Consider the following 22559-nt stretch of genomic DNA (forward strand, 5'->3'; position numbering starts at 1 on the left):
GCGGCTTCTCCATCCACACGTTGACTCATATTCCGAGCCCCGCGGCAACCCTTTTCGCCAACCCCGTGAGCAATTACCTCGCTTCTCTGAAAGCCGATAAAGCGCGCCAAGCCTTGACTGACAGAGTGGGTCGTCAGCCGCCCGCTTAGGTGCAGACAATCAACTGAGAGGACGGCTGTTGCCGCCTGTATATGTGCCCGCGGTGGGCGCTCATTATCTCTAAGCGGCAATTTTACTACAGTATGACTTGTTGTGGACATGACCGCGGACCGCGGCCCCACGGATGGATGGCGCTTGACGCCAACACGGGTCTTTTCGCAGCATACCGGCATGCGGGCGACACTCGTGATCCGCCGCCGGGTCGTCTTCGGGGACCGGGATTTCGCCGAGATGGTGGTCTGGCGAGTGCCGCAACCGGTGCCGCCGACGACGCACGGCTTCACATACCGGCTGGCCTACATCGTTGACGGCCGGCGCGTGATCGGCTTCGACAACGAGTGGGGCAAGGGCGATCTCCGGCACGTGGACGGCCGTGAGGAGCCCTACCACTTCTCGGGCGTGGAGTCGTTGCTGGCCGATGTCCTGGAAGCCGTCGCCGCGTGGAGGAGAGACCATGGTTAAGCGGGAGATCAGCGTCACCGAAAGCGCGCTGGCGCGGGCCGCGGCCGAGGTGGCCGCCGCCTGGAAGGCGGCCGAGGCGGGAGAGGCGATCGAGCCGACCGACCGGCTCTATTTCGAGGATTGGGCGGCGCTGCGCGCCGTCCTGACGCCGAAGCGCTACGACCTGTTGCGCCACCTGCGGCGCACGCCGGCCGAGAGCATCCGGGCGCTGGCGCGCGACCTGGGCCGGGACGTGAAGCGCGTCCATGAGGACGTCACGGCGCTGGAAGAGCTTGGCCTGATCGAGCGGGACGCCGACGGCCGCCTCATCATGCCCGTTGACGAGATCGCCTCGACGATCCGGTTCGCCGCCTGACGCGACCGCAGGGGTGCCGGAGGGCCTTGGTGCCTGCGGGACTCGTCGGCGTCGATTGCCCCCTCCCGGCACCTTCCGGAGACGCTCCCATGACCGCCCTGACCATCCGCCTGCCGGAGTCCGTGCACCGCGCGATCAAGGAACTGGCCGCCCGCGACGGCGTGTCGGTCAACCAGTTCATCGCCAGCGCCGCCGCCGAGAAGATGGCCAGCGTGATGACCCTGGATTACCTGCGCAACGAGGCGGCGCAGGGGCGGCAGGCGGACTTCCTGGCCGTGCTCGACCAGGCTCCCGACGCCCCGCCCCCGGCGGGGGATGACCCCGGCTGAGCCCTCCCGCCTAGGAAATCATACCGTCGAGCGGAATGGCTGACACACCTCCTGCCCCCACCCTCCCCGCGGCTGCGCCGCGGGTCCCCTCCCTCCCCCGCTTCGCAGGGGAGGGCTCCGGTTCCCTCCCCTGCGAAGCGGGGGAGGGTCAGGGTGGGGACAAACGTGTGTCAGAGTTTCGGCTCGGCGGTGTCAGCCCGAACAGCCCGCCGTAGCCGTGCGCCGCCGCGCCGCGCCTACAGCGTCGCCACGGCGGCGCGCGCCGCCAGCGCGGCGAGGCGGCCGCGGCTGCCCTGCACCGCCGTGCGCTGCAGGTAGAGGCGCAGGCCCCGCAGGCCGCCCAGCTCCTCGCCGCCGCCGGCGCGGCCGGGGCCGCCGTGGACGCACTGCGGCATCACCACGCCGTGGCCGGAGTGGGTCTTGCCGACGGACTCGTCGACGATCAGCACCCGGCCGTGGGCGGCGGCGATGGCGAGCGTGAAATCGGCGGCGAAGCCCTCGTCGCGGCTGAACAGCGAGGCCGCCAGCGAGCCGCCGCCGCGCAGCGCGAGGTCCACCGCGTCGTCCGCGTCGTCGTACGGCATCACGGTGGCGACCGGCCCGAACACCTCCACCTCGTGCACGGCGCGGGCCTGGCGCGGCGCGTCGCAGACCAGCAGGGTCGGGCCGACGAAGCAGCCGGACGCCGGCACGGCCGGCCCGCCGTCGACGGCGACGCGGGTCTCCGCGGCGAGGCGCTCCAGGCCGTCGCGGGCGGCCGCCTGCTGCGCCGCACTCACCAGCGGGCCCATGGTCACCGCCGGGTCGCGCGGGTCGCCGACGACGACCTTGGCGAGTGCCGCGCCGAGCGCCGCCACCGCCGCGTCGAGGTGCCGGCGCGGCACCAGCACGCGGCGGATGGCGGTGCATTTCTGGCCGGCCTTCACCGTCATCTCGCGCACCACCTCGCGCACGAAGAGGGCGAACTCCGGGTCGTCCGGCGTCACCTCGGGGCCGAGGCAGCAGAGGTTCAGGCTGTCCGCCTCGACCGCGAAGCGGATGGTGGAGCGGATCACGTTGGGGTGGGCGCGCAGGCGCGCCGCCGTGTCGGCCGAGCCGGTGAAGGCGACCACGTCGCCCGGGCGCAGATGGTCCATCAGGTCGCGCCCGCCGCCGCACAGCAGCGACAGCGCGCCGTCCGGCAGCACGCCGGCGGCGACGACGTCGCGCACCATCTCGTGGGCCAGCCACGCCGTGGCGGTCGCCGGCTTGGCGAGGCACGGCACGCCGGCCAGCAGCGCCACCGCCACCTTCTCCCACAGGCCCCAGGAGGGGAAGTTGAAGGCGTTGATGTGGACGGCGACGCCGTGCACCGGCGTCCACAGGTGCATGGCGCGGAACGCCTCGTCGCGGGTGAGCTGCTCGTCGCCCGGCTCGGCCAGCACGCGGGCGTCGCCCAGCCTGCGGCCGAGGCCGGCGTAGTACTTCACGGTGCCGATGCCGCCGTCGATGTCGAAGGCGCTGTCGCCGGCCGTGCTGCCGGAGTTGCGCAGCGCGATCTCGGCGTAGCGCGCCTTCTGGTCGGCCAGCACGCCGGCGACGTCGGCCAGCAGGCGGCCCCGCTCGGCGAAGGTGAGGCGGCGCAGCGCCGGCCCGCCGACGTCGCGGGCGTGGGCCAGCGCCGCGGCGAGGTCGAGGCCGTCGCCGCTCGCCCGCGCCAGCTCCTCCCCCGTCACCGGGTCGACGAGCGGCGTGCCGGCGCCGGCGCCGTCCTGCCAGCGGCCGGCGAGATAGCTCTGCAGTCTCATGGCGATGCTCCTTGTCGCGGGCGGCCGCTCAGGCGAGGGCACGGATGAACCGGTCCATGGCGGCCAGGGTCGCGTCGGCCTGGTCGCGGTGCGGGGAGTGGCCGCAGCGGTCGAGGATCAGCAGCTCCACCGGCCCGCCGCTTTGCGCGGCGACGGCGCGGTACTGGGCGTCCGTGCCGTACTCGTCGTCGCGGCCCTGGATGACCAGCGCCGGGACGCGCACGCCCGGCAGGTATTCCTCGATGGTCCAGTGCCGGAAGCCGGGATCGAGCCAGGCCCCGTTCCAGCCCCAGAAGGCGACGTCGACGTTGTCGCCGTGCAGGCGCTGCAGCTTGGCGCGCAGCCCGCCCTCGCGGTAGGCCTCGGCGGCCTGGGCGATGCTGGCGACGCAGACGTCCTCGTTGAAGACGTGCGGCGCCTCCAGGATCAGGCCGATCACCCGGTCGGCGGCGCCGCTGCCGGCGTGGATCAGCGCGATCGAGCCGCCGTCGCTGTGGCCGACCAGCACGACGTCGCGCAGGTCCAGCAGATCGAGCAGCGCCGGCAGGGTCTCCAGCCCCTCGTCGTGCATGTAGCGCAGCGGCCGCGGCAGCGGCACCGGCGAGGAGCGGCCGTAGCCGGCGCGGCTGTAGACCAGCGCGCCGCAGCCGGTCGCCGCGGCGACCCGGTCGGGGAAGTCCTTCCACAGGGCGACGCAGCCCAGCCCCTCGTGCAGGAAGACCAGCACCGGCCGGTCGCGGCCGGCGGGGGCGATCCAGCGGTACTCCAGGGCGGCGCCGGCGACGTCGAGGATGCCCGCGGCGTCACGGGGCGGCATGCACGTCCTCCTCCAGCGCCCGCAGCTTGAAGCGCTGGATCTTGCCGGTGGCGGTCTTGGGCAGGGTCTCCATGAAGACGATCTCGCGCGGGTACTTGTAGGGGGCGAGGCGCGACTTGGTGAACTGCTGCAGCTCCTGGCGCAGCGCGTCGGAGCCGGCGTCGCCGTTCTTCAGCACCACGTAGGCCTTGGGCTTGACCAGGCCGCTGCCGTCGTCGCTGCCGATCACCGCCGCCTCCAGCACCGCGGGATGACAGATCAGGGTGCTCTCCACCTCGGTCGGCGACACCCAGTTGCCCGACACCTTGAGCATGTCGTCGATGCGGCCGGCGTAGTGGAAATAGCCGTCGGCGTCCTTGTAGTACTTGTCGCCGGTGTGGGTCCACGGGCCGCGGAAGGTCTTCAGCGACTTCTCCCGCTGGTTCCAGTAGCCGATGGCGGCGGACGGCGCGCTCACCACCAGCTCGCCCAGCTCGCCCACCGGCACCTCGGCCCCCTCGTCGTCGACCACCTTGACCCGGCAGCCGGGCACGGCCCGGCCCGACGTGCCGTAGCGCACGTCGCCGCGGCGGTTGGAGAGGAAGATGTGCAGCATCTCGGTGGAGCCGAGCCCGTCGAGGATCGGCACGCCGTACCGCTGCTCCCAGCGCCGGCCGACGTCCTCCGGCAGGGCCTCGCCGGCCGAGACGCACAGCCGCAGCCGGTCGGAGCGGCGCTCCAGGATCTCCGGCGGCGCGGCGAGGATCGAGGCGTACAGGGTGGGCACGCCGAAGAACACGGTGGGGCGCTGGGCGGCGATCACCCGGGTGATGCTGTCCGGCGTCGGCCGCTCGGCCATCAGCACGGCGGCCGCCCCGGCGTAGAACGGGAAGGTCATGCCGTTGCCGAGGCCGTAGGCGAAGAACAGCTTGGCCGCGGAGAACAGCACGTCGTCGGGGCGCAGGCCGAGCACGCCCTGGCCGAAGCTCTCGGCGGTGGCGACCAGGTTGCGGTGCAGGTGCATCGTCCCCTTGGGCGCCCCGGTCGACCCCGAGGAGTAGAGCCAGAACGCCACGTCGTCGCAGGTGGTGCAGGCGACCTCCCGGGTCGCCGGCGCGGCGGCGAGCAGCGTGTCGAGGCGCTCGTGGCCGCCGGCGTCGTCGCCCGAGACGATCACCGTGCGCAGGCACGGCAGGGTGCCCAGCACCGGCGCCACCTTCTCGTAGAGCGGCTGGCTGACCACCAGCACCCGCGCGCGGCTGTCGCGCAGCATGTAGTCGTAGTCCTTGGTGGTCAGCAGGGTGTTCAGCGGGATCGGCACGGCGCCGGCCTGGATGGCGCCCCAGAACGCGGTCGGGAAGTCGATGGTGTCGAGCAGGCAGAGCGCCACCCGCTCCTCCAGCGCCACCCCCTGGGCGCGCAGCAGGTTGGCGAAGCGGTCGACCCGTTCGCCCAGCTCGGCGTAGCTGTAGCGGCCGCCGTCGTCGATCACCGCCGGCGCATCGCCGCGTCCGGCCGCGGCGTGGCGATGGATGAAGAGGTCGACCGCGTTGAACTCGCGCGGCAGACTGCCGGACGGCGCCGCCGCCCCGGCCTCGGATTCGCTCACCGTGTCCCCTCCCCTCTTGGCCCCGGTTTACCGGGTGAACTCGATCTTGCCGCCCGGCAGCAGGTACAGGACGTACGCGGCCCCCTCGCTCACCGTGGGCCGGTGCGCGCTGTCCGGGCCGTACACCTTCCATCCCCGCGGCGTGCCGTCGAAGCGGGCGTCCGGGGTGATCGGCATCACCATGTCGATCTCGCCGTCGGGGTGCCGGTGGTGCGGGCCCTCCACGTCGGCCATGCGCACCACGTCGACGCTGAAGCCGGCGAGCTCGGGATCGGCCGCGAGCACCCGGCCGAAGCGGATGCCACCGTGCTCGCGCTCGCACATCCAGCCCTCGTCGGCGCCCTGCCGGCACATCGCCTCGATGTCCTGGAAGGTCCGGCCGTCCGGCGGGAAGGTCTCGTTGAGGAAGGTCTCCAGCCCGCCGTCGAGCGGCCGGCCGGCGATGCGGTCGGTCACCGAGCGCACCAGCGTCTTGAATGCGTCTTTCGACATGCCCGCCCCTGCTGTCAGCGACGATATCGGGCGGCTCCGGATTCCCCCGGAAGCGCGCAGGGCGTATTATAGCGCATGCGAAACTCGGTCGGAAGCATAATAATGCATGTTCAGCGCGCCGAAACCCCGCTGAGAATCGTTCTCAGCGGTGGTTTTCTGCAGTATAATGCAGAAACGTTGGAGCGCCCCCCGATTTGGCCGTGCCGCCGGGCCAAATCGGGGCTTCCGCGCCCCGGTGGACATGCTAAATGAGTCCGTTCAGTCCCCGTCCCGAGGAAGCCTGATGGCCAAGCGCCGACCCGATGCCGCGACCGAGCCCGCCGCCAGCGATCCGGCCCCGCCGACGCCGGCGCAGCTCACCGAGCTGGCGCACCGCCTCGGCGAGAGCGTGCGCCGGCAGCGGGCGCGCCGCGGCATGTCGCGCCGGGTCCTCTCGGAGCTGTCCGGCGTGTCGGAGCGCTATCTGGCGCAACTGGAGACCGGCCAGGCCAACGTCAGCGTCAACGTGCTGTGGAGCCTGGCGCAGACCATGGACACCGACATCACCAGCCTGCTGGAGGAGCCGCGCGAGGAGAACCCGGAGCTGGCGATGGCCAAGCGCCTGCTGGAATCGCTGTCGCGCGAGGAGCAGAAGGCGGCCTACCAGTTGCTGCGGCTGCGCTACGGCGGCCACCGCGCGCCGTCCGGGCGGGTCGCCCTGATCGGGCTGCGCGGTGCCGGCAAGACGACGCTGGGGCGCATCCTCGCCCGCCACTACCACGTGCCGTACATCCGCCTGACCTCGCTGGTCGAGCAGACCGCCGGCATGGACATGCCGGAGATCTTCATCGCCATGGGCCAGAAGGGCTACCGGCGGCTCGAGCTGAACGCCCTGCAGATGACCGTCGCCCAGCACCCCCGCGCGGTGATCGAGACCGGCGGCAGCATCGTCTCCGAGCCCGAGACCTTCGAGCTGCTGCTGTCCTCCTGCTTCACCGTGTGGCTGCGCGCCACCCCGCAGGAGCACATGCAGCGCGTCGTCGAGCAGGGCGACACCCGGCCGATGGAAGGCCACATGCAGCGCGCCATGGACGACCTCCAGGCCATCCTCGATTCGCGCAGCAGCTTCTACGGCCGCGCCGACGCGGTGCTGGAGACCTCGGGCCGCAGCGTCGACGACTGCGCCGCCGAGCTGATCGCCCTGTGCGCCGACTGCTTCGCCCCGGCGGTGGGGGCGCGGTAGGGGGGTCGCGTCGGCCCCCCACCCAACCCTCCCCCACTGCGCGGGGGAGGGCTCGACTCCTCCCCCCGCAAAGTGGGGGGAGGCCGGGAGGGGGGACCGACGCGTGCCCTCCCTCACACCCCGATGTGCGTGCGCAGGGCGGCCGGGTCGGCCTTCAGGGCGGCGGCGGGGGCGTCGTAGACGATCCGGCCCTTGACCATGATGGTGGCGCGGTCGACCAGCCCCAGCAGCACGTCGACGTTCTTGTCGACGATCACCGTGGCGATGCCGGTGTCCTTGATCTCCCGGATCACCTGCCAGATCGCCTTGCGGATCAGCGGCGCCAGCCCTTCCGTCGCCTCGTCCAGCACGAGGAGCTCGGGGTTGGTCATCAGCGCCCGGCCGATCGACAGCATCTGCTGCTCGCCGCCCGACAGGGTGGTGGCCTGGCTGTCGATGCGCTCGGCGAGCCGCGGGAAGCAGTGCAGCACCCGCTCGTAGGTCCAGTCGGCGCGCCCGCCGGCGCCCTTGCGCGCCGCCATCACCAGATGCTCGCGCACCGACAGGTTGGCGAAGATGCCCCGCCCCTCGGGGACGTAGCCGATGCCGCGGCGCACGATCGCCGGGGTGGCGGCGTTGGTGACGTCGGCGCCGAACGCCTCGACCCGGCCGCTGCGCGGCCGCACCAGGCCGAGGATCGAGCGCAGGGTCGTCGTCTTGCCCATGCCGTTGCGCCCCATCAGCGCCACCGTCTCGCCGGCGTGGACGCGGAAGTCGACGCCGTGCAGCACCTGGCTCGGCCCGTAGAAGGTGTGGAGGTCCTTCGCCACCAGGATCGGCATGCCGTCGGTCCGCATCAGTACGCCTCCTCGCCGTCGCCCAGATAGGCCTCCTGCACCTCGCGGCTGTTGCGCACCTCCTGCGTCGGCCCCGAGGCGATGACCCGGCCGTTGACCATGACCGTCAGGGTGTGGGCGATGCTGAACACCGCGTCCATGTCGTGCTCCACCAGCAGCAGCGGGTAGCGGGTGCGCAGGTCGAGCAGCAGCCGCACCACCCGCTCCGACTCCTCGCGCCCCATGCCGGCCATCGGCTCGTCGAGCGCCAGCATCTTCGGCCCGGTCGCCAGCACCATGGCGATCTCGAGCTGGCGCTGCTCGCCGTAGCTCATGGCCGCCGCCGGCGTGCCGGCGCGGTGCGCCAGGCCGGCCGTCTCCAGCGCCTCCTCGACGTGGCCCCGCACGTCGCGGCGGCTGGCGGCGGGGCGGAAGAAGCGCATGGAGTGCGCCAGGCGCGCCTGCGCCGCCAGCCAGCAGTTCTCGAAGCAGGTGAGGCGCGTGTAGATGTTGGTCTTCTGGAAGCTGCGGCCGATGCCGAGGCGCGCCACCTTGTGCGGCGGCAGGCCGGCGATGGCGCGGCCGTGGAAGGTGATGGCGCCGGCCGACGGCGCGATGTGGCCGGTCAGCAGGTTGATGAGCGAGCTCTTGCCGGCGCCGTTGGGGCCGATCACCGCGTGCGCCTCGCCCGCCGCCAGCGTGAAGTCGACCTTGTTGACGGCGATGACGCCGCCGTAGGCCTTGGTCAGGCCGCGGGCCTCCAGGACGGTGGTCGCGGCTCTCATCGGTCGGTCTCCGGGGCGGGGATGGCGGCGGGCGGCGCCATGACGGGGCGCCGCGGCGCCGGGCCGCCGGCCGGCCGCCGCCGCAGCGCGCCGAGCTGCGCCGGCAGCCCGGCCAGCCCGCCCGGCAGGGCCAGCACCATGAGGATGATCAGCACGCCGAAGGGCAGCAGCCAGTGGCTGGTCAGATGCTCCAGCACGTGGCGCAGGATCTCCACCGCGAAGGCGCCGAGCACCGGCCCGATCAGGGTGCCCATGCCGCCGAGGATGACGGTCACCAGCACCGTCCCCGAGGCGTGCCAGCCCAGCATGGTGGGGTTGACGAAGCCGTACTGCGAGGCGCCCAGCACGCCGGCGACGGCGGCCAGGGTCGCGGCGACGACGTAGGCGACGAGCTTGTAGGCGAAGACGTCGTAGCCGAGGCTGCGGGTGCGCCCCTCGTTGATGCCGATGCCGCGGATCACCTGGCCGAAGGGCGAGGCCAGCAGCATGCGCAGGACGCCGTAGGCGGCGGCCAGCGCGGCCAGGGTGGCGTAGTAGAAGTGCAGCTTGTTCTCGAAGTCGAGCACCGTGACGTCGCCGACCGTGAGGTTCGGGCGGACGAAGAGGTAGACGCCGTCGGAGCCGCCGGCGATCTTGGAATCGTTGAAGAGGTAGAAGAGCATCTGGCCGACCGCCAGGGTCACCATGATGAAGTAGATGCCGCTGGTGCGCAGCACCAGGACGCCGATCGCCGCCGCCACCACGGCGGTGCCGGCGACCGCCAGGGGCACCGTGGTGAGGAGCGACGGCGCCTCGTACTCCGGCGTCGCCAGCACCAGGAGGTAGGCGGACAGCCCGTAGAAGGCGGCGTGGCCGAGGCTGACCAGCCCGACGACGCCGACCAGCAGGTCGAGGCTCATGGCCAGCAGCCCGGCGATCATGACCGTGGTGACCTGCTGGACCAGGAACTCGCTCTGGTTGTCCGGCAGCAGAGTGCCGGCCAGCGGGACGGCGAGCAGCGCCGCCAGCAGCAGGAGCAGGCCGGCCACGCGGCGCCAGCGGCCCGACGAAGAACCCATCGCATCTTCCCTTTCAGGCATCGCCCGGCCCCGTTCAGGCGCGGGCGAACAGGCCGTTGGGCCGCCACAGCAGCACCCCGGCCATGACCGCGTAGACCAGCAGGCTGGCGAAATCGGGCAGCAGCACCCGCCCGAAGGTGTCGGCCAGCCCGATCAGCAGGGCCCCCAGCAGCGCCCCCTTGACCGAGCCGATGCCGCCGATCACCACGACGACGAAGCTGACGACGATCACCGCGTCGCCCATGCCGGGATAGACCGACGAGAGCGGCGCCACGATCGCCCCGGAGAAGCCGGCGAGCGCCGCCCCGGCGGCGAAGACGACGGCGAACAGCAGCTTCACGTCGATGCCCAGCGCCGCCACCATCTCGCGGTTGCTGGCGCCGGCGCGCACCCACATGCCGAAGCGCGTCTTCTGGATGATCAGGAACAGCGCCGCCGCCAGCACCGCGCACACCACCGTGAGGACGATGCGGTAGGCCGGGAAGGCCAGGGTGTCGGTCAGCGGGATCGAGGCGCCGACCGCGTCCGGAATGGCGACGCCGTGCACGTCGCTGCCCCAGGTGATGCGCTGCAGCTCGTTGAGCACCAGGATCAGCCCGTAGGTCAGCATCACCTGGTCGAGGTGGTTGCGCTCGTAGAGGTGGACCAGCAGCACCCGCTCGATCAGGTAGCCGAAGGCGGCCACCGCCGGCACGGCGATCAGGATGGCGAGCAGCAGGCTGCCCGTCATGTCCGCCGCCCAGTAGGCGACGTAGGCTCCCAGCATGTAGAAGGCGCCGTGGGCGAGGTTGATGATGCCCATGATGCCGAAGATCAGCGTCAGGCCGCTGGCGATCAGGAACAGGAGAAGCCCGTACTGGACGCCGTTGAACACCTGGACGAGCAGAAAACCAGCGTCCACCGGTCCGCCTCCTTGCCTTGCGTCGTTGAGACACGCGGTTTGCCCCCACCCTCTCCCTCCCCCGCCGCGCAGGGGAGGGAGGGGACCCATGCGTCAGCATGGGCAGGGTGGGGGCACGTCGGTATCAGGCCTTCATCTTGCAGCCGCGCGACGGGTCGGCCAGCTTCGGGGCGGCGACGCCGAGCACCACGTTCTGGCCGCCGCGCACCTCGCGCAGGTAGATGTCCTGGACCGGGTTGTGCGAGGGCGAGAAGGTCAGGGCGCCGCGCGGCGAGTCGATGCTGGCCTTCTCCATGGCGGCGTACAGCTCGGCCTTGGCGGCGGCATCGCCCTTCACGGCGGCGAAGCCGGCGATCAGCAGCAGGCCGGCGTCGTAGCCCTGCACGCCGTAGATGTCGGCCTCCTTGCCGAAGGCCTTCTTGTAGGCCTCGCGGAACGACTTGTTGGCCGGGATGTCGAGGGTGTCGGCGTAGTGCAGGGTGGTCAGCAGCCCTTCCGCCGCCTCGCCCTGGGCCGGCAGGGTGCCCTCGGTGAGGAAGCCCGACCCCAGCAGCGGCACGCTGTCCTTCAGGCCCGCCGCGGCGTAGTCCTTGACGAACTTCACGGCCCCGCCGCCGGCGAAGAAGGTGAACACGCAGTCCGGCTTCAGCGCCGCGATCTCGGCCAGGTTGGCCTGGAACTCGACGTTGGGGAACGGCACCATGATCTCCTTGACCACCTCGCCGCCGGCCGCCTCGAAGGCCTCCTTGAAGCCGCCCACCGCCTCCTCGCCGGCGCCGTACTTCCAGCTGATCGACACGGCCTTGCGGTAGCCCTTGTCGTAGGCGACCTTGCCCATGGGGAAGGCGGGCTGCCAGTTGGAGAAGGAGGTGCGCCAGATGTTGGGGGCGCACAGCGGGCCGGTGGCGGCGCCGACGCCGGCGTTGGGGATGACCAGCAGGGTGCCGGTCTCGCGCACCACCTTGACCATGCCCATGGCGACGCCGGAGTGCACCGTGCCGAACAGGACGTCGACGTTGTCGCCCTTGACGAGCTTGCTGGCGTTGGCCGGGGCGCGCGACGGCTCGGCCTCGTCGTCCAGGGTGATGATCTCCACCGGGCGGCCGCCCAGCTTGTTGCCGTTCATCTCCAGCGCCAGCTTGAGGCCGTTGACGCCCGCCTCGCCCAGCGCCGCGTAGGTCCCGGTGAACGGCATCATGGCGCCGATGCGCAACGGCGCCGTGTCGGCCCGCACCAGGCGTCCGGGGAGCCCGGCGGCGCCGGCGATGCCGGCAAAGGCGCCGGCGGCGACGCCGGCCTTCAACAGGGTGCGACGGTCGATGGTCATGGCAGCGCGCTCCTCCTTGTTCCGCCCGGTTCCGCTCAGCGGCTTCTTGCTGGGAGCATGCATTATAGTGCCAGCAGATATGCGCAGCAATACGGAATGTAGCCTGACACGCACTATATTGCAGCCCGACTATCCGTCGATGCGCACCACCACCTTGCCGAAATGCTGGCCGGCGTCAAGGTAATCGAGGGCGGCGGCCGTCTCCTCCAGCGGGAACACCCGGTCGACCACCGGGCGCAGGCCGCGTTCGGCGACGAACGCCAGCAGCTCGGCCAGTTCGGCGGGGTTGCCGAGGGTCGAGCCGATCACCTGGATCTGGCGGATGAACAGGCGCTGCAGGTCGGCCGAGGGGTGGGCGCCGCTGGTCGCGCCGCAGCAGACGATGCGGCCGCCGCGCACCACCGAGCGCATGCCCCAGCCCCAGGTGGCCTGGCCGACGTTGTCGACCACCACGTCGACGCCGCGCTTGCCGGTCGCCGCCATCACCGCGGCGACCACGTCGGCGGTGCGGTGGTTGACCGCGACGTCGGCGCCGAGCGCGCGCGCGCGCTCCAGCTTGTCGTCGCTGCCCGAGGTGACGATCGTCCGCGCCCCCAGGAGCCGGCAGATCTGCAGCGCCGCCAGCGACACGCCGCCGCCGACGCCGAAGATCAGCACGCTGTCGCCCGCCGTCACCCGCGCCTTCGTCACCACCATGCGCCAGGCCGTGAGATAGGCCGTCGGCAGGGTCGCCGCCTCCGCGAACGACAGGCCGGCCGGCACCGGGAAGAGGTTGCCGGCGGGCACGGCGATCCGTTCGGCGAGCGTGCCGTCGGTCTGCTCGCCGAGGATGCGGATGCGCGTGCACAGCACCGGCTCGCCGTTCCGGCAGAACTCGCAGGCGCCGCAGGTCAGGCCGGGATAGATCACCACCGCGTCGCCGGCGGCAACGCCGGACACCCCGGGGCCGCACGCCTCGACCGTGCCCGCGCCGTCCACGCCCATGATCTGCGGCAGGGCGTGGGTGATGCCGGCGCCGCTGTCGCGCATGTAGATGTCGACGCGGTTGAGCGCCGCCGCGCGGACGCGCACCAGCACCTCGCCGTCGCCGGCCTCGGGTACCGGAACCTCGCGCACCGCCACCGGCTCGGCGATGCCCCGCCCCAGCAACTGGACCGCCCGCATGATGTCCCTCACGCCTTGTAGATGATCCGCAGGCAGCCCCACAGCCGCCCGTCCACCAGGATCGGCGCCGACACGTCCTTGAGCAAGACATAGGACCCGCCCATGTCGCGCCGGTAGGTCTGCACCAGGAAGGGCCTGCGGTTGGCGCACGCCTTGGCCGCGGTGCGGTCCTTGTAGATCCGCGCGATCCGGCAGTTGGCGCTGTTCCAGGCGGGGTCGCCGGGGCGCTGCGGCTGGGCGTAGCGGGCATCGACCGCCGCCATGAAGCCGTTGCGGTCGAAGATGCCGGTGGCGACGATGCGCGGGTCGCGGGCGGTCACCGCGTCCATGGTCGCGGTCTCGCTGCGCCGCAGCAGCTCGCCGAAGCGGGTGGTGTGCTGCTGGGGATCGCTGCCGGGCACCGGGACGTAGCGGTCGTCGAACAGGTCGGCGACGCTCGCCCGGCCCTCGGCGACGGCCGCGGCCAGGCGTTCGGCGACGTCGGCCGCGGTGTGGCGGGCGAGCCGGACGAACGGGGTGTCGGGCCCCTCGGCCCCGGCGTCGGCGGTCAGGCCGATCAGGCGTTCGGACATGTCGAGCAGCGCGTCGGTGCGCTTGGCGATCTCGCCGATCTCGCCGTCGGAGGTCCGGACGTCCTCGCCCAGCCCGGCGAAGCGGACGGCGAACTCGTCGCAGCGGCCGCCGATCTGGATGGCGGCGCCGGCGATCTCGTCGGCGCCCGCCTCGATGTCCTGCAGCGCGCTGTTGGTCTTGACGTAGGCGTCGCTGATCCGGTCGGCCGCGTCGCGCGCCGAGGCCGCCTGGTGGCGGCTGTCGCCGGCGTGCTTGGCCAGGGCGGCCAGCTTGCCCGAGAGCGCGCCCAGGGTGCCGCCGATCTCGTCGGTGGCGTCGCTGGTCTGGCGCGCCAGCACCTTGACCTCCTGCGCGACCACGGCGAAGCCGCGCCCCGCGGCGCCGGCGCGCGCCGCCTCGATGGTGGCGTTCAGCGCCAGCAGGTTGGTCTGCTTGGAGATGGAGGAGATGGTCTGGGCGATGCGGGTCACCCGCTGCAGCGTGTCGTCGAGGCCGGTCGCCTCGACGGCGATCTGGTCGACGATCGTCACCAGCGAGCGGATGGTGGTCAGCGCCTGGTCGAGCACGGCCTGGGAATGGGCGGTGGTGTCGCGGGCGTGGCTGCCGGCGTCGCGCGCCGCCGCCACCGCGGAGCGGATGCGGTCGTTGCTGCGCGCCATCTCGGCCGACGCGTCCTGCAGCGAGCGGAAGACCTCCGCCTGATGGTTCAGGCGCGTGCGGATGCCGTCGACCCGGCCGACGATGTCGGCGACCTCCAGCCCCAATTGCCCGGCTTCGCTGGAGACCTGGGAGACGATCCCTTCGGCTTCGGACAATGTTCCCTCCCCCCTTGTGCGCGCGTCGCCGGACGACGATGTCGTTGGCCGGCGCCGTCTCTTCGTTGCGCCGGCGGCTCGTTGTGCAGGCCCGGCTCATGCAGTATAGTGCACTTTCGTCCGCCTTCCATGAAAAATCCTTCGCACCCCATCCAAAGGTCACGATGTCCAGCAGCCCCCTTTTCTATCCCCTGGCCGAGCCGCCGCCGGTCGGCACCACCGTCGAAGTGGCGCCCGGCGTCCTGTGGCTGCGCATGCCGCTCCCCTACGCGCTGGACCACGTCAACCTCTACCTGTTCGAGGAGGCGGACGGCTGGAGCGTGTTCGACACCGGCATCGGCGACGCGGCGAGCCAGGAGATCTGGGAAGGCCTGCTCGCCACCACGCTCGGCGGCCGGCCGGTGGTGCGGCTGGTGGTCAGCCACTACCATCCCGACCATGTCGGCCTGGCCGGCTGGCTGCACGAGCGCTTCGCCCCGGCGTTCCACATGACCCAGAGCGAGTATCTGTTCAGCCGGCTGCTGATGCAGCCGCGCGACGAGGCGGCGACGGCGGCCTACACCGCCTTCTACCGGCGCTGCGGCCTCGGCGGGGAGGCGGTGGAGCAGTTGCTGGGCCGCGGACTCGGCTATCTCTCCCGCGTCACCGGCCTGCCGCCCTCCTTCGAGCGGCTGATGCCGGGTGGCAGCCTGCGCATGGGCGGGCGCGACTGGCGCGTCCTCACCGGCGGCGGCCACTCGCCCGAGCAGGCGCTGCTCCACTGCCCGGCCGACCGGCTGTTCCTGTCCGCCGACCAGGTGCTGGCGCACATCACGCCCAACGTCAGCGTGTTCATGATGCAGCCGACGGCCGACCCGCTGACGCAGTTCCTGGACTCGCTGGCGGAGATCCGTGCGACGACGGCCGAGGACACCCTGGTGCTGCCGTCCCACCGCCTGCCCTTCCGCGGTCTGCACACCCGCGTCGCCGAGCTGGAGGCGCACCACGCCCACCGCTGCGACCTCATCCTGGAGGCCTGCCGCCCCGCCCCGCGGAGCTGCGCCGACCTGGTGCCGGTGCTGTTCCGCCGCGCCCTCGACGCCCACCAGCTGGGATTCGCCGTCGGCGAGGCGCTCGCCCACATCAACCACCTCGTCGCCAAGGGCGCCCTCGCCGCCGAGGCCGACGCGGGCGGGACGCTGCTCTACCGCAGCGCGGGGTGAGACGGGCAGGCGGGCGGGTGGTCCGGCGCGGCCCGTGCCTTCACACCTGCCCGGCCAGCCACAGGGCCAGGTCCGGGAACAGCAGCAGCAGCACGATCAGCAGCAGCGGCGCCGCCAGGAAGGGCAGGACGCCGAGGTACATGTCGCGCAGCGGGATCTCCGGCGCCTGGGCGCGGATGACGAACAGGTTCATCCCCACCGGCGGGTGGATGAGGCCGATCTCGACGACGATGACCAGCAGGACGCCGAACCACACGGGGTCGTAGCCGTTCGCCACCACCAGCGGCAGGAAGACGGGAACGGTCACCAGCACCATGCCGATGCCTTCGAGGAAGCAGCCGAGGAAGATGTAGACCAGCACCAGCAGGGCCATCACCAGGAGCGGCGGCAGGCCGGTGCCGGCCATCCAGTCGACGATGCTCCGGGCGATGCCCGTCTGCACCACGAAGTAGGAGAAGATCGTCGAGCCGATGACGATGAGGACGATGTTGGCGGTGGTGCGCGCCGTCTCGGTGAAGCACCCGACGATGCCCAGCGTCTTCAGCGTCCGCCGGCCGAGGCCGAGCAGCAGCGCGCCGAAGGCGCCGACCGCCGCGGCTTCCGTCGGCGAGAACCAGCCGACATAGATGCCGCCGAAGGTCACCAGGAACAGCGCCGCGACGTCGGCGACGTTGAGCAGGACGCGCAGCGTCCCCACCCCGCCGTCCCGCTCGATCGGCCGCGCCGCGTCCGGCCGCAGCCGGGTCCACACCATCACCGTGGCGACGTAGAGCGCCGTCAGGACGAGGCCGGGGACGAGGGCCGCGGCGAACAGCTTGATCACCGGCTGCTGGGCGATGATCGCGTAGATCATCAGGATCAGCGACGGCGGGATGAGGATGCCGAGCGTGCCGCCGGCCGCCACCGCCCCGGCGGCCAGCGCCGGCGAGTAGTTCTCCCGCAGCATCTCGGGAATGGAGATCCGCCCCATGGTCGCCGCGGTGGCGACCGACGACCCGCACACCGCCCCGAAGGCGCCCGACGCGCCGATCGCCGCCATGGCGAGCGAGCCGCGGGCCCCGGCGAACAGGGCGTCGCTGGCGCGGAACAGGTCGGCCGACAGGCCGGCCATGGTCGCCAGCGCTCCCATCAGGGTGAACAGCGGCAGCACCGACAGGCCGTAGGCGGAGGTCAGCTCCAGCGGCACGGCGCCGAACACGAACTGCGCCTTGGTCCAGCCGGCCAGCGCCGCGTAGCCGCCGAAGCCGACGAGGCCCAGCGCGACGCCCACGGGGATGCGCGCCAGGATGAGCAGCACCAGCACGCCCATGCCGGCGAAGCCAATCAGGGTGTCAGTCACCGGCAACCTCCCCCATGCGGACCTGCGACCAGGCGGCGGCACCCGGCCGCGCCGACCGCCAGGTCCGCACGATCTTGCGGACCAGCACCACGGCGGAGACCACCAGCGCCACCTCGATGGCGCCCAGGAGCGCCACGATCGGCACCGGCAGATCCGGCTTCAGGTCCCAGAACCGCCAGGCGTCGGTGATCGGCTGGATCATCGTGAACGCCAGCAGCAGGATGAACGCCAGCATCGCCAGGTCGCCCACCAGCTTCAGGGCGAACAGGCCGCGCCGGCCCAGCCGGTGGTCGAAGACGTCGACCTTGATCTGGTCGTCGCGCCCCAGGCACTCCGGCAGGGCCAGCAGCGCCACCAGCACCAGCGTGGTCTCCACCAGGGCGACCGAGCCGGCCAGCGGCCAGCGGAAGAGCAGGCGCAGCACGATGTCGGCGATGGTCCACAGCATCATCACCGCGAGCGCCGCCGCCGCCAGCAGCGTCAGCGCCCGGGCGGCCGGCGGCGTGGGATCGACGGGGCCGGGCGCGGGGCCGCCCGCGCTTGTGCGGCGCCCACTCATGGCGCGCCCTTCGCGACACGCTCCTGCAGCGCCTGCCGGAAGGCGCGGACCGCCGGCGCCTTGTCGCCGGTCGCGGCGATCAGGGTGTCGGCGAGCGGGGCGGCGGCGGCCTCGAAGGCGGCGGCCTGCTCGGCCGTCGGCTCGACGATGGTGACGCCGCTCTCCTCCAGATAGCGCCGCCCCGCCGCCTCCGCCTCGTCGAACAGCGCGCCGACCCGGCGCGCCGCGGCGACGCCGGTCGTCTCGTCGATCAGCCGGCGCAGGTCCGCCGGCAGGCCGTCGTAGACCCTCTTGTTGATCACCAGCGCGAAGGTCGCCGCCGCGGCCTTGAGGTCGGTCACGGACTCCACGCTCTTGGCGAGCTGGAAGGCGTGCGCCGCCTCGAAATTGAAGAGGATGCCGTCGAGGGTGCCCTTGTCCATGGCGTCGGCCAGCTCCGACGGCGGCATGGCGACCGCGGTGGCGCCCCAGGCGCCGAGCAGCGCCGAGGTGATGGGACCGTTGTGGCGGATGCGCAGGCCGGCGAGATCGCCGGGTGCGCGCGCCGTCCCCTTGCGCAGGTACGGGCTGACGGTCGGCGAGGCGAGCGCGTACAGGATGCGCGTCCCCTCGTGCTCCTTCTCCAGATGCACGGACAGACTGGTGAGGATGGCGGAGGCGTCGGCGACGCTCAACGTCCGGCGCGCCCCGTCCACGGTGCGGTTGAAGGCGTAGGGCAGGTGGGAGGCCTCGGTCACCGGGAAGCGGCCGGGCAGGGCGCCGTGCAGGAAGAAGGCCATGTCGGCGACGCCGGTGCGCGCCAGGTCGAACTGGCGCGGCGGCGGCCCCATCTGGCCGGAGGGGAAGACGCTGACCTGGAGCCGCCCTCCCGACTTCTCGCCCAGCTCCTCCGCCCAGCGCGTCAGCTCCTTCTGGATCGTGTGCGAGGGCGGCAGATAGTGGGAGATGGTGAGCTTGACCGTCTCGGCCTGCGCCCGGGGTGCGACCATGGCGGCCACCGCCAGCAGCAGCGCCACCGCGGCACGGCTGAGCCAGCTCTGCGTCGTTCTGAACATCCGTCCCATCCCTGTCTTGCTTTGTTTTGAGGTCCCTGTGAGCCGGCCGGCCGCGCGTTCAGCGGTCCGCCGGCGGCGCCGGCGCCCGTCCCGTGACGGTGGCGAGCACGTCCTCCGGCGTCCGGTCGTCCCGCCCCGTGCGCCGCCAGGCGACCACCTGGTCGGGGCGGATCAGCGCGAGGTCGGTCTCGTAGAGGTCGTGGGCCTCGGCATCGTCGCAGTCGACCACCGTCAGCGCCACGCCGGCGCGCTCGGCCGCCGCGGCGTACGCCGCGATGTCGGCGTCGGAGGCGGCGTCGGAGGCGAGCCGGCGGGCGCCGAGGCGCAGCAGCGTCCATTCGAAGCCGAAGAGGTCGTAGAGGGAGCGGTTCTCGCCCAGCCAGACATGCGGGGCCCGGCCGCCCGGCTTGCCCGTCGGGACGTAGACCGTGGGCGCGTCGGGCGGCCGCGGGGAGTCGTCCCCGGCGATGATCGGCGAGCCGTCGTAGCGCGCTCCCAGCGTGAAGCCGGGGATGTCGAACTCGGCCCGCGCGTGGGCGTCGAGATAGGCGCCGGCGCGCCGGCGGGCGGCCTCGCCCGCCTCCCCCTCGGCCTCGATGGCCGGGCTGGGGCGGTAGAGGCCGATGGATTCGGCGAAGCGGCGGGCGAAGCCCGTGTTGCGCTGAGCCACCGGCCGGCGCTCCAGCTCGTAGGTGTCGAGGAGCTCCGGCGGCGACCGCCCGGCGATGACGCTGGCGAGCTTCCAGCCGAGGTTGACCGCGTCCTCGATCGCCGTGTTGTAGCCCATGCCGCCGGTCGGTGTGAACAGGTGCACGGCGTCGCCGCCGAGGAACACCCGGCCGCGCTGGAAGCGGTCGGCCACCAGGGTGCGCCCGGCGATCCAGGCGTCGCGGGAGAGCACCTCGACCGGGATCGACACGCCCATCGCCTGGGTGAACAGCGCCACCGCGTCGGCGTCGGCCATGGCCTCCGCCGTCTCGCCGGGGCGGAGCTGGGTGTGGAAGGCGAACTCGCCGCGCCCGTCCACCGCCCCCATCACCGCGCGCCGCTGCGGGTTGAAGGCCCAGTACTGCCACGCCCGCGGGTGGGGGCAGGCCTCGTAGAAGGCCGGGGCGCGCAGGTAGAGGGCCAGCATGCTGCCGCCCATGAAGTCGCGGTCGGCGCTGCCCTCCCCCTCGTAGGCGACACCCAGCTCGCGCCGCACCAGGCTGCGCGGCCCGTCGGCGCCGACGAGGTAGAGGGCGCGGATCAGGCGCGGCTCGCCGGTGGCCTCGGGCAGCACCTCCGCCTCGACGCCGGCCCCGGTGTCGCGGAAGCCGCACAGCCGCCAGCCGTAACGCACCGAGACCGAGGGTTGCGCCTCGGCGTGGCGCCGCAGCACCGCCTCGACGAACTTCTGCGACACGCGGTGGGCCGGCTCGGCGGCACTCCAGGGACGGTCGCCGCGCCGGATCTGCCGCGCCGCCTCGCGCGAGCCGGGCAGCGGGAAGCGGGCCAGCTCGTGGCTGGCGTAGCGGGTGAAGTAGGCGACGTCGGTGGGATGGTCCGGCGGCAGCCCCTGGGCGCGGATCTCGTCGGCGAAGCCCAGCCGGCGGAAATGCTCCATGGTGCGCGCCTGGGTGGCGTTCGCCTGCGGGTTGAAGGCGGTGGAGGGCTTCTGGTCGACCAGGATCGTCGCGACCCCGCGCCGGCCGAGCTCGTTGGCGAGCATGAGTCCGCAGGGCCCGCCGCCGACGATGAGCACCCCGGTGGTTTCCATGGTCATGGCGCCTCGGGTCATCGGGTCACGCCGCCGCTTCGTGGTTGACGGTGAAGTCGGGCGGCGGCGGCGGACCCCAGACGTAGAAGGAGTCCTCCACCGGGTGGTCGGTCGCCTGCCAGTCGCAATGGGCGGGAACGAAGTCGATGTCCGCCGAATACTCGGCGTAGCTGCCCCAGGGATCCCGGACGTAGTGGAAGTAGTTGGAGCCGAGCACGTGCCGCCCGAGGCCCCAGCCCTGGGAGAAGCCCCGCTCGGCCATCAGCATCGCCCCCAGCCCGACGTCGTGGACCGAGCCGACGTCCCAGCTCAGGTGGTGCAGGCCGGGACCGGTGGATTTCGCCAGCGCCACCATGTGGTGGTCGGAGCCGTGGATGCCGTGCAGGAAGGCGACGAGGTCGCCGGAGCGGTCCGACAGCCGCAGGCCGAGGACGCGCGTGTAGAAGCCGATCGCCGCGTCGATGTCGGCGGTGAACAGGAGGATGTGGGCCAGCCGGCGCGGCCGCACCGGCTGCGACGCCGAGCGGGAGTGCGAGCCCTGCGCTCCCGGCGGGGCGCTGGCCGGATCGAAGCGCGACTTCTCCGAGGGCGAGGACTTCTCCGCCGCCCGGACCTCCATCAGCAGGCCGTCCGGGTTGCGCAGCCACAGGCCGTCGCTCTCGCAGCCGGGCGGCGGGTCGACCAGCGCCACGCCGAGGATCTCCAGGTGCCGCTTGAAGGCGGCGAACTCGTCGGCGAAGACGCCGAAGGAGATGTGGGAGAACCGCTTGCGCGGCCCCTCGGCGACCGTGCCCCAGCGGTGCGGGTGGTCGAAGGTGTGCAGGTCGAGGCCGCCCCTCCCCTCCCGGACGTCGAGGCCGAAGGCGCCGTAGAAGCGCTGCGCGTCGGCCAGGTCGGGAACGACCAGGTGGAAACCGTCGATGGAATGCACGCCGAGCTCGCCCGGCCGGCGCGTCGGCAGCACACGGCTGCGGAGCTGGGTCATCGCGTCCTCCCCTTCGTCGATGGCATCCGCTCACCCCGCGGCGATCGGGTTGCGCAGGACGCCGATGCCCTGGACGGCCACCTCGCAGACGTCGCCGGGCTTCATCCACAGGGGCGGCTTGCGCGCCAGCCCGACGCCGCTCGGCGTCCCGGTGACGATGAGGTCGCCCGGCGCCAGCGTGATCCCCTCGCTGATGATGGCGATCAGTTCGGCCACGTCGAACACCAGGGAGTCCGTCGACGCGCTCTGCACGACCGTGCCGTTGAGGCGGGTTTCCAGGGTCAGGCCGCGGGCGCCCGGCGGCAGCTCGTCGGCGGTGACGATGACCGGCCCGAAGGCGCCGGTGCCGTCGAAGTTCTTGCCCATCGTCCACTGCGTCGTCTTCAACTGGTAGTCGCGCACCGAGGCGTCGTTGAAGATCGAGTAGCCGAACACGTGCGCCAGCGCGTCCTCGCGCCGGATGCCCCGGCCGCCCTTGCCGATCACCACCACCAGTTCGCCCTCGTAGTCCAGCTGTTCGGACACCGCCGGGCGCACCAGGGCCTCGCCGTGGCCGACCAGGGACGAGGCGAAGCGGGCGAACAGGGCGGGATAGTCGGGCTGCTGGAAACCGCTCTCCGCGGAGTGGTCGGCGTAGTTGAGGCCGACGCAGACGATCTTGGCCGGATCGGCGATCGGCGGCAGCAGGGTCACGGCGTCGAGGTCGACCGGCTCGCCGCCGAGCAGGACCTCGCAGGCGGCGCGGAACGCGCCGTCGTCCAGGGCGGCCAACGCCCCGGCATCACCGGGAAAGTCCGGATGCGTGTCACGCAGACCGCGGAACGCGCGTCCGTCGGCGCTGACGGCGAGCCCCGTCCCGGCGGAATCGCGATAGGCGGCAAGTCTCATGGTCCCTTCTCCTCGGCATCCGCTCATGCGGCCAACAATTGGTCGGATGCGCAGTCTAGCCGCCGAATTGATGACCGGAAGCTGCCAGTTTGATCCGATTGATACCGATTTGTTATCGGGCTA

The 22559-nt window shown here is 72.2% G+C and carries 22 protein-coding genes; 5 read left to right on the forward strand and 17 right to left on the reverse strand.

From position 1 onward, the window contains the following. Positions 1 to 258 precede the first annotated feature (258 nt). The 3 genes from ACSBPG_RS28590 (at position 259) to ACSBPG_RS28600 (ending at position 1305) form a co-directional block, all read left to right on the forward strand. A complete protein-coding gene (locus ACSBPG_RS28590; protein WP_435540651.1) occupies positions 259 to 621 on the forward strand; it encodes a toxin-antitoxin system TumE family protein in 363 nt (120 codons plus the stop codon). Then, positions 614 to 976 carry a hypothetical protein gene (locus ACSBPG_RS28595; protein ID WP_435540652.1) on the forward strand — a complete coding sequence of 121 codons (363 nt, stop codon included), beginning with the start codon at positions 614 to 616 and terminating at the stop codon, positions 974 to 976. Before ACSBPG_RS28590 ends, ACSBPG_RS28595 begins: the two co-directional genes overlap by 8 nt. A gap of 89 nt (positions 977 to 1065) precedes the next feature. Continuing rightward, the gene (locus ACSBPG_RS28600) at positions 1066 to 1305 is read left to right on the forward strand and encodes a YlcI/YnfO family protein (protein WP_435540653.1); all 240 of its coding nucleotides are present in this window, start codon (positions 1066 to 1068) and stop codon (positions 1303 to 1305) included. Between the two features lie 236 nt (positions 1306 to 1541). Here the strand turns inward: ACSBPG_RS28600 and ACSBPG_RS28605 are convergent, their stop codons facing one another. From ACSBPG_RS28605 to ACSBPG_RS28620, 4 genes are read right to left on the reverse strand one after another with little or no spacing between them, the layout of a single operon-like run. Continuing rightward, positions 1542 to 3092, reverse strand: coding sequence for a 3,4-dehydroadipyl-CoA semialdehyde dehydrogenase (locus ACSBPG_RS28605; RefSeq protein WP_435540654.1), 1551 nt, complete (start codon positions 3090 to 3092; stop codon positions 1542 to 1544). A 28-nt stretch (positions 3093 to 3120) separates the two neighbouring features. After that, positions 3121 to 3909: an alpha/beta fold hydrolase gene (locus tag ACSBPG_RS28610; protein WP_435540655.1), complete on the reverse strand. Its 789-nt coding sequence runs from the start codon at positions 3907 to 3909 to the stop codon at positions 3121 to 3123. Continuing rightward, entirely contained in the window at positions 3896 to 5497 is a 1602-nt protein-coding gene (locus tag ACSBPG_RS28615; RefSeq protein ID WP_435540656.1) for a benzoate-CoA ligase family protein, read from the reverse strand. Before ACSBPG_RS28615 ends, ACSBPG_RS28610 begins: the two co-directional genes overlap by 14 nt. 27 nt (positions 5498 to 5524) lie before the next feature. Then, positions 5525 to 5989 carry a DUF4863 family protein gene (locus ACSBPG_RS28620; RefSeq protein ID WP_435540657.1) on the reverse strand — a complete coding sequence of 155 codons (465 nt, stop codon included), beginning with the start codon at positions 5987 to 5989 and terminating at the stop codon, positions 5525 to 5527. A gap of 283 nt (positions 5990 to 6272) precedes the next feature. On the opposite strand from ACSBPG_RS28620, the gene ACSBPG_RS28625 reads away from it, so the two are divergent. After that, positions 6273 to 7211, forward strand: coding sequence for a helix-turn-helix transcriptional regulator (locus tag ACSBPG_RS28625; protein ID WP_435540658.1), 939 nt, complete (start codon positions 6273 to 6275; stop codon positions 7209 to 7211). 113 nt (positions 7212 to 7324) lie between these two features. Here the strand turns inward: ACSBPG_RS28625 and ACSBPG_RS28630 are convergent, their stop codons facing one another. The 7 genes from ACSBPG_RS28630 to ACSBPG_RS28660 form a co-directional block, all read right to left on the reverse strand. Continuing rightward, positions 7325 to 8047 carry an ABC transporter ATP-binding protein gene (locus ACSBPG_RS28630; protein WP_435540659.1) on the reverse strand — a complete coding sequence of 241 codons (723 nt, stop codon included), beginning with the start codon at positions 8045 to 8047 and terminating at the stop codon, positions 7325 to 7327. Next, positions 8047 to 8811, reverse strand: coding sequence for an ABC transporter ATP-binding protein (locus ACSBPG_RS28635; RefSeq protein ID WP_435540660.1), 765 nt, complete (start codon positions 8809 to 8811; stop codon positions 8047 to 8049). Before ACSBPG_RS28635 ends, ACSBPG_RS28630 begins: the two co-directional genes overlap by 1 nt. Beyond that, positions 8808 to 9869: a branched-chain amino acid ABC transporter permease gene (locus ACSBPG_RS28640; protein WP_435540661.1), complete on the reverse strand. Its 1062-nt coding sequence runs from the start codon at positions 9867 to 9869 to the stop codon at positions 8808 to 8810. Before ACSBPG_RS28640 ends, ACSBPG_RS28635 begins: the two co-directional genes overlap by 4 nt. A 34-nt stretch (positions 9870 to 9903) precedes the next feature. Continuing rightward, complete coding sequence (locus ACSBPG_RS28645) at positions 9904 to 10770, reverse strand: branched-chain amino acid ABC transporter permease (protein WP_435540662.1); 867 nt, start codon at positions 10768 to 10770, stop codon at positions 9904 to 9906. 124 nt (positions 10771 to 10894) lie between these two features. After that, positions 10895 to 12097 (reverse strand): ABC transporter substrate-binding protein, encoded by a 1203-nt coding sequence (locus ACSBPG_RS28650; RefSeq protein ID WP_435540663.1) that lies wholly within the window; start codon positions 12095 to 12097, stop codon positions 10895 to 10897. A 129-nt stretch (positions 12098 to 12226) separates the two neighbouring features. Next, complete coding sequence (locus ACSBPG_RS28655; RefSeq protein ID WP_435540664.1) at positions 12227 to 13273, reverse strand: zinc-binding dehydrogenase; 1047 nt, start codon at positions 13271 to 13273, stop codon at positions 12227 to 12229. Further along, positions 13270 to 14649 carry a methyl-accepting chemotaxis protein gene (locus ACSBPG_RS28660; RefSeq protein ID WP_435540665.1) on the reverse strand — a complete coding sequence of 460 codons (1380 nt, stop codon included), beginning with the start codon at positions 14647 to 14649 and terminating at the stop codon, positions 13270 to 13272. Before ACSBPG_RS28660 ends, ACSBPG_RS28655 begins: the two co-directional genes overlap by 4 nt. A 164-nt stretch (positions 14650 to 14813) precedes the next feature. On the opposite strand from ACSBPG_RS28660, the gene ACSBPG_RS28665 reads away from it, so the two are divergent. Next, positions 14814 to 15851, forward strand: coding sequence for an MBL fold metallo-hydrolase (locus ACSBPG_RS28665; RefSeq protein ID WP_435540666.1), 1038 nt, complete (start codon positions 14814 to 14816; stop codon positions 15849 to 15851). 40 nt (positions 15852 to 15891) lie between these two features. Here the strand turns inward: ACSBPG_RS28665 and ACSBPG_RS28670 are convergent, their stop codons facing one another. From ACSBPG_RS28670 to ACSBPG_RS28695, 6 genes are read right to left on the reverse strand one after another with little or no spacing between them, the layout of a single operon-like run. Next, positions 15892 to 17190 carry a TRAP transporter large permease gene (locus tag ACSBPG_RS28670; protein ID WP_435540667.1) on the reverse strand — a complete coding sequence of 433 codons (1299 nt, stop codon included), beginning with the start codon at positions 17188 to 17190 and terminating at the stop codon, positions 15892 to 15894. Further along, entirely contained in the window at positions 17183 to 17749 is a 567-nt protein-coding gene (locus tag ACSBPG_RS28675; RefSeq protein WP_435540668.1) for a TRAP transporter small permease, read from the reverse strand. The genes ACSBPG_RS28670 and ACSBPG_RS28675 overlap by 8 nt, the downstream gene beginning before the upstream one ends. Next, the gene (locus ACSBPG_RS28680) at positions 17746 to 18804 is read right to left on the reverse strand and encodes a TRAP transporter substrate-binding protein (protein WP_435540669.1); all 1059 of its coding nucleotides are present in this window, start codon (positions 18802 to 18804) and stop codon (positions 17746 to 17748) included. The genes ACSBPG_RS28675 and ACSBPG_RS28680 overlap by 4 nt, the downstream gene beginning before the upstream one ends. 58 nt (positions 18805 to 18862) lie before the next feature. Next, positions 18863 to 20569: an FAD-dependent oxidoreductase gene (locus ACSBPG_RS28685; RefSeq protein ID WP_435540670.1), complete on the reverse strand. Its 1707-nt coding sequence runs from the start codon at positions 20567 to 20569 to the stop codon at positions 18863 to 18865. A gap of 19 nt (positions 20570 to 20588) precedes the next feature. Beyond that, entirely contained in the window at positions 20589 to 21548 is a 960-nt protein-coding gene (locus ACSBPG_RS28690; protein WP_435540671.1) for a VOC family protein, read from the reverse strand. A gap of 30 nt (positions 21549 to 21578) precedes the next feature. Further along, positions 21579 to 22436 (reverse strand): fumarylacetoacetate hydrolase family protein, encoded by an 858-nt coding sequence (locus ACSBPG_RS28695; protein ID WP_435540672.1) that lies wholly within the window; start codon positions 22434 to 22436, stop codon positions 21579 to 21581. Positions 22437 to 22559 lie beyond the last annotated feature (123 nt).

Source organism: Azospirillum sp. ST 5-10, assembly GCF_051225715.1.
Classification (GTDB): Bacteria; Pseudomonadota; Alphaproteobacteria; order Azospirillales; family Azospirillaceae; genus Azospirillum.

Coding starts and splice junctions, on each gene's coding strand:
- ACSBPG_RS28595 (WP_435540652.1), top strand. CDS start 614: ATGGTTAAGCGGGAGATCAGCGTCACCGAAAGCGCGCTGGCGCGGGCC.
- ACSBPG_RS28675 (WP_435540668.1), bottom strand. CDS start 17,749: ATGAGTGGGCGCCGCACAAGCGCGGGCGGCCCCGCGCCCGGCCCCGTC.
- ACSBPG_RS28650 (WP_435540663.1), bottom strand. CDS start 12,097: ATGACCATCGACCGTCGCACCCTGTTGAAGGCCGGCGTCGCCGCCGGC.
- ACSBPG_RS28630 (WP_435540659.1), bottom strand. CDS start 8,047: ATGCGGACCGACGGCATGCCGATCCTGGTGGCGAAGGACCTCCACACC.
- ACSBPG_RS28620 (WP_435540657.1), bottom strand. CDS start 5,989: ATGTCGAAAGACGCATTCAAGACGCTGGTGCGCTCGGTGACCGACCGC.
- ACSBPG_RS28690 (WP_435540671.1), bottom strand. CDS start 21,548: ATGACCCAGCTCCGCAGCCGTGTGCTGCCGACGCGCCGGCCGGGCGAG.
- ACSBPG_RS28600 (WP_435540653.1), top strand. CDS start 1,066: ATGACCGCCCTGACCATCCGCCTGCCGGAGTCCGTGCACCGCGCGATC.
- ACSBPG_RS28640 (WP_435540661.1), bottom strand. CDS start 9,869: ATGGGTTCTTCGTCGGGCCGCTGGCGCCGCGTGGCCGGCCTGCTCCTG.
- ACSBPG_RS28610 (WP_435540655.1), bottom strand. CDS start 3,909: ATGCCGCCCCGTGACGCCGCGGGCATCCTCGACGTCGCCGGCGCCGCC.
- ACSBPG_RS28625 (WP_435540658.1), top strand. CDS start 6,273: ATGGCCAAGCGCCGACCCGATGCCGCGACCGAGCCCGCCGCCAGCGAT.
- ACSBPG_RS28665 (WP_435540666.1), top strand. CDS start 14,814: ATGTCCAGCAGCCCCCTTTTCTATCCCCTGGCCGAGCCGCCGCCGGTC.
- ACSBPG_RS28680 (WP_435540669.1), bottom strand. CDS start 18,804: ATGTTCAGAACGACGCAGAGCTGGCTCAGCCGTGCCGCGGTGGCGCTG.
- ACSBPG_RS28635 (WP_435540660.1), bottom strand. CDS start 8,811: ATGAGAGCCGCGACCACCGTCCTGGAGGCCCGCGGCCTGACCAAGGCC.
- ACSBPG_RS28695 (WP_435540672.1), bottom strand. CDS start 22,436: ATGAGACTTGCCGCCTATCGCGATTCCGCCGGGACGGGGCTCGCCGTC.
- ACSBPG_RS28590 (WP_435540651.1), top strand. CDS start 259: ATGACCGCGGACCGCGGCCCCACGGATGGATGGCGCTTGACGCCAACA.
- ACSBPG_RS28685 (WP_435540670.1), bottom strand. CDS start 20,569: ATGACCATGGAAACCACCGGGGTGCTCATCGTCGGCGGCGGGCCCTGC.
- ACSBPG_RS28605 (WP_435540654.1), bottom strand. CDS start 3,092: ATGAGACTGCAGAGCTATCTCGCCGGCCGCTGGCAGGACGGCGCCGGC.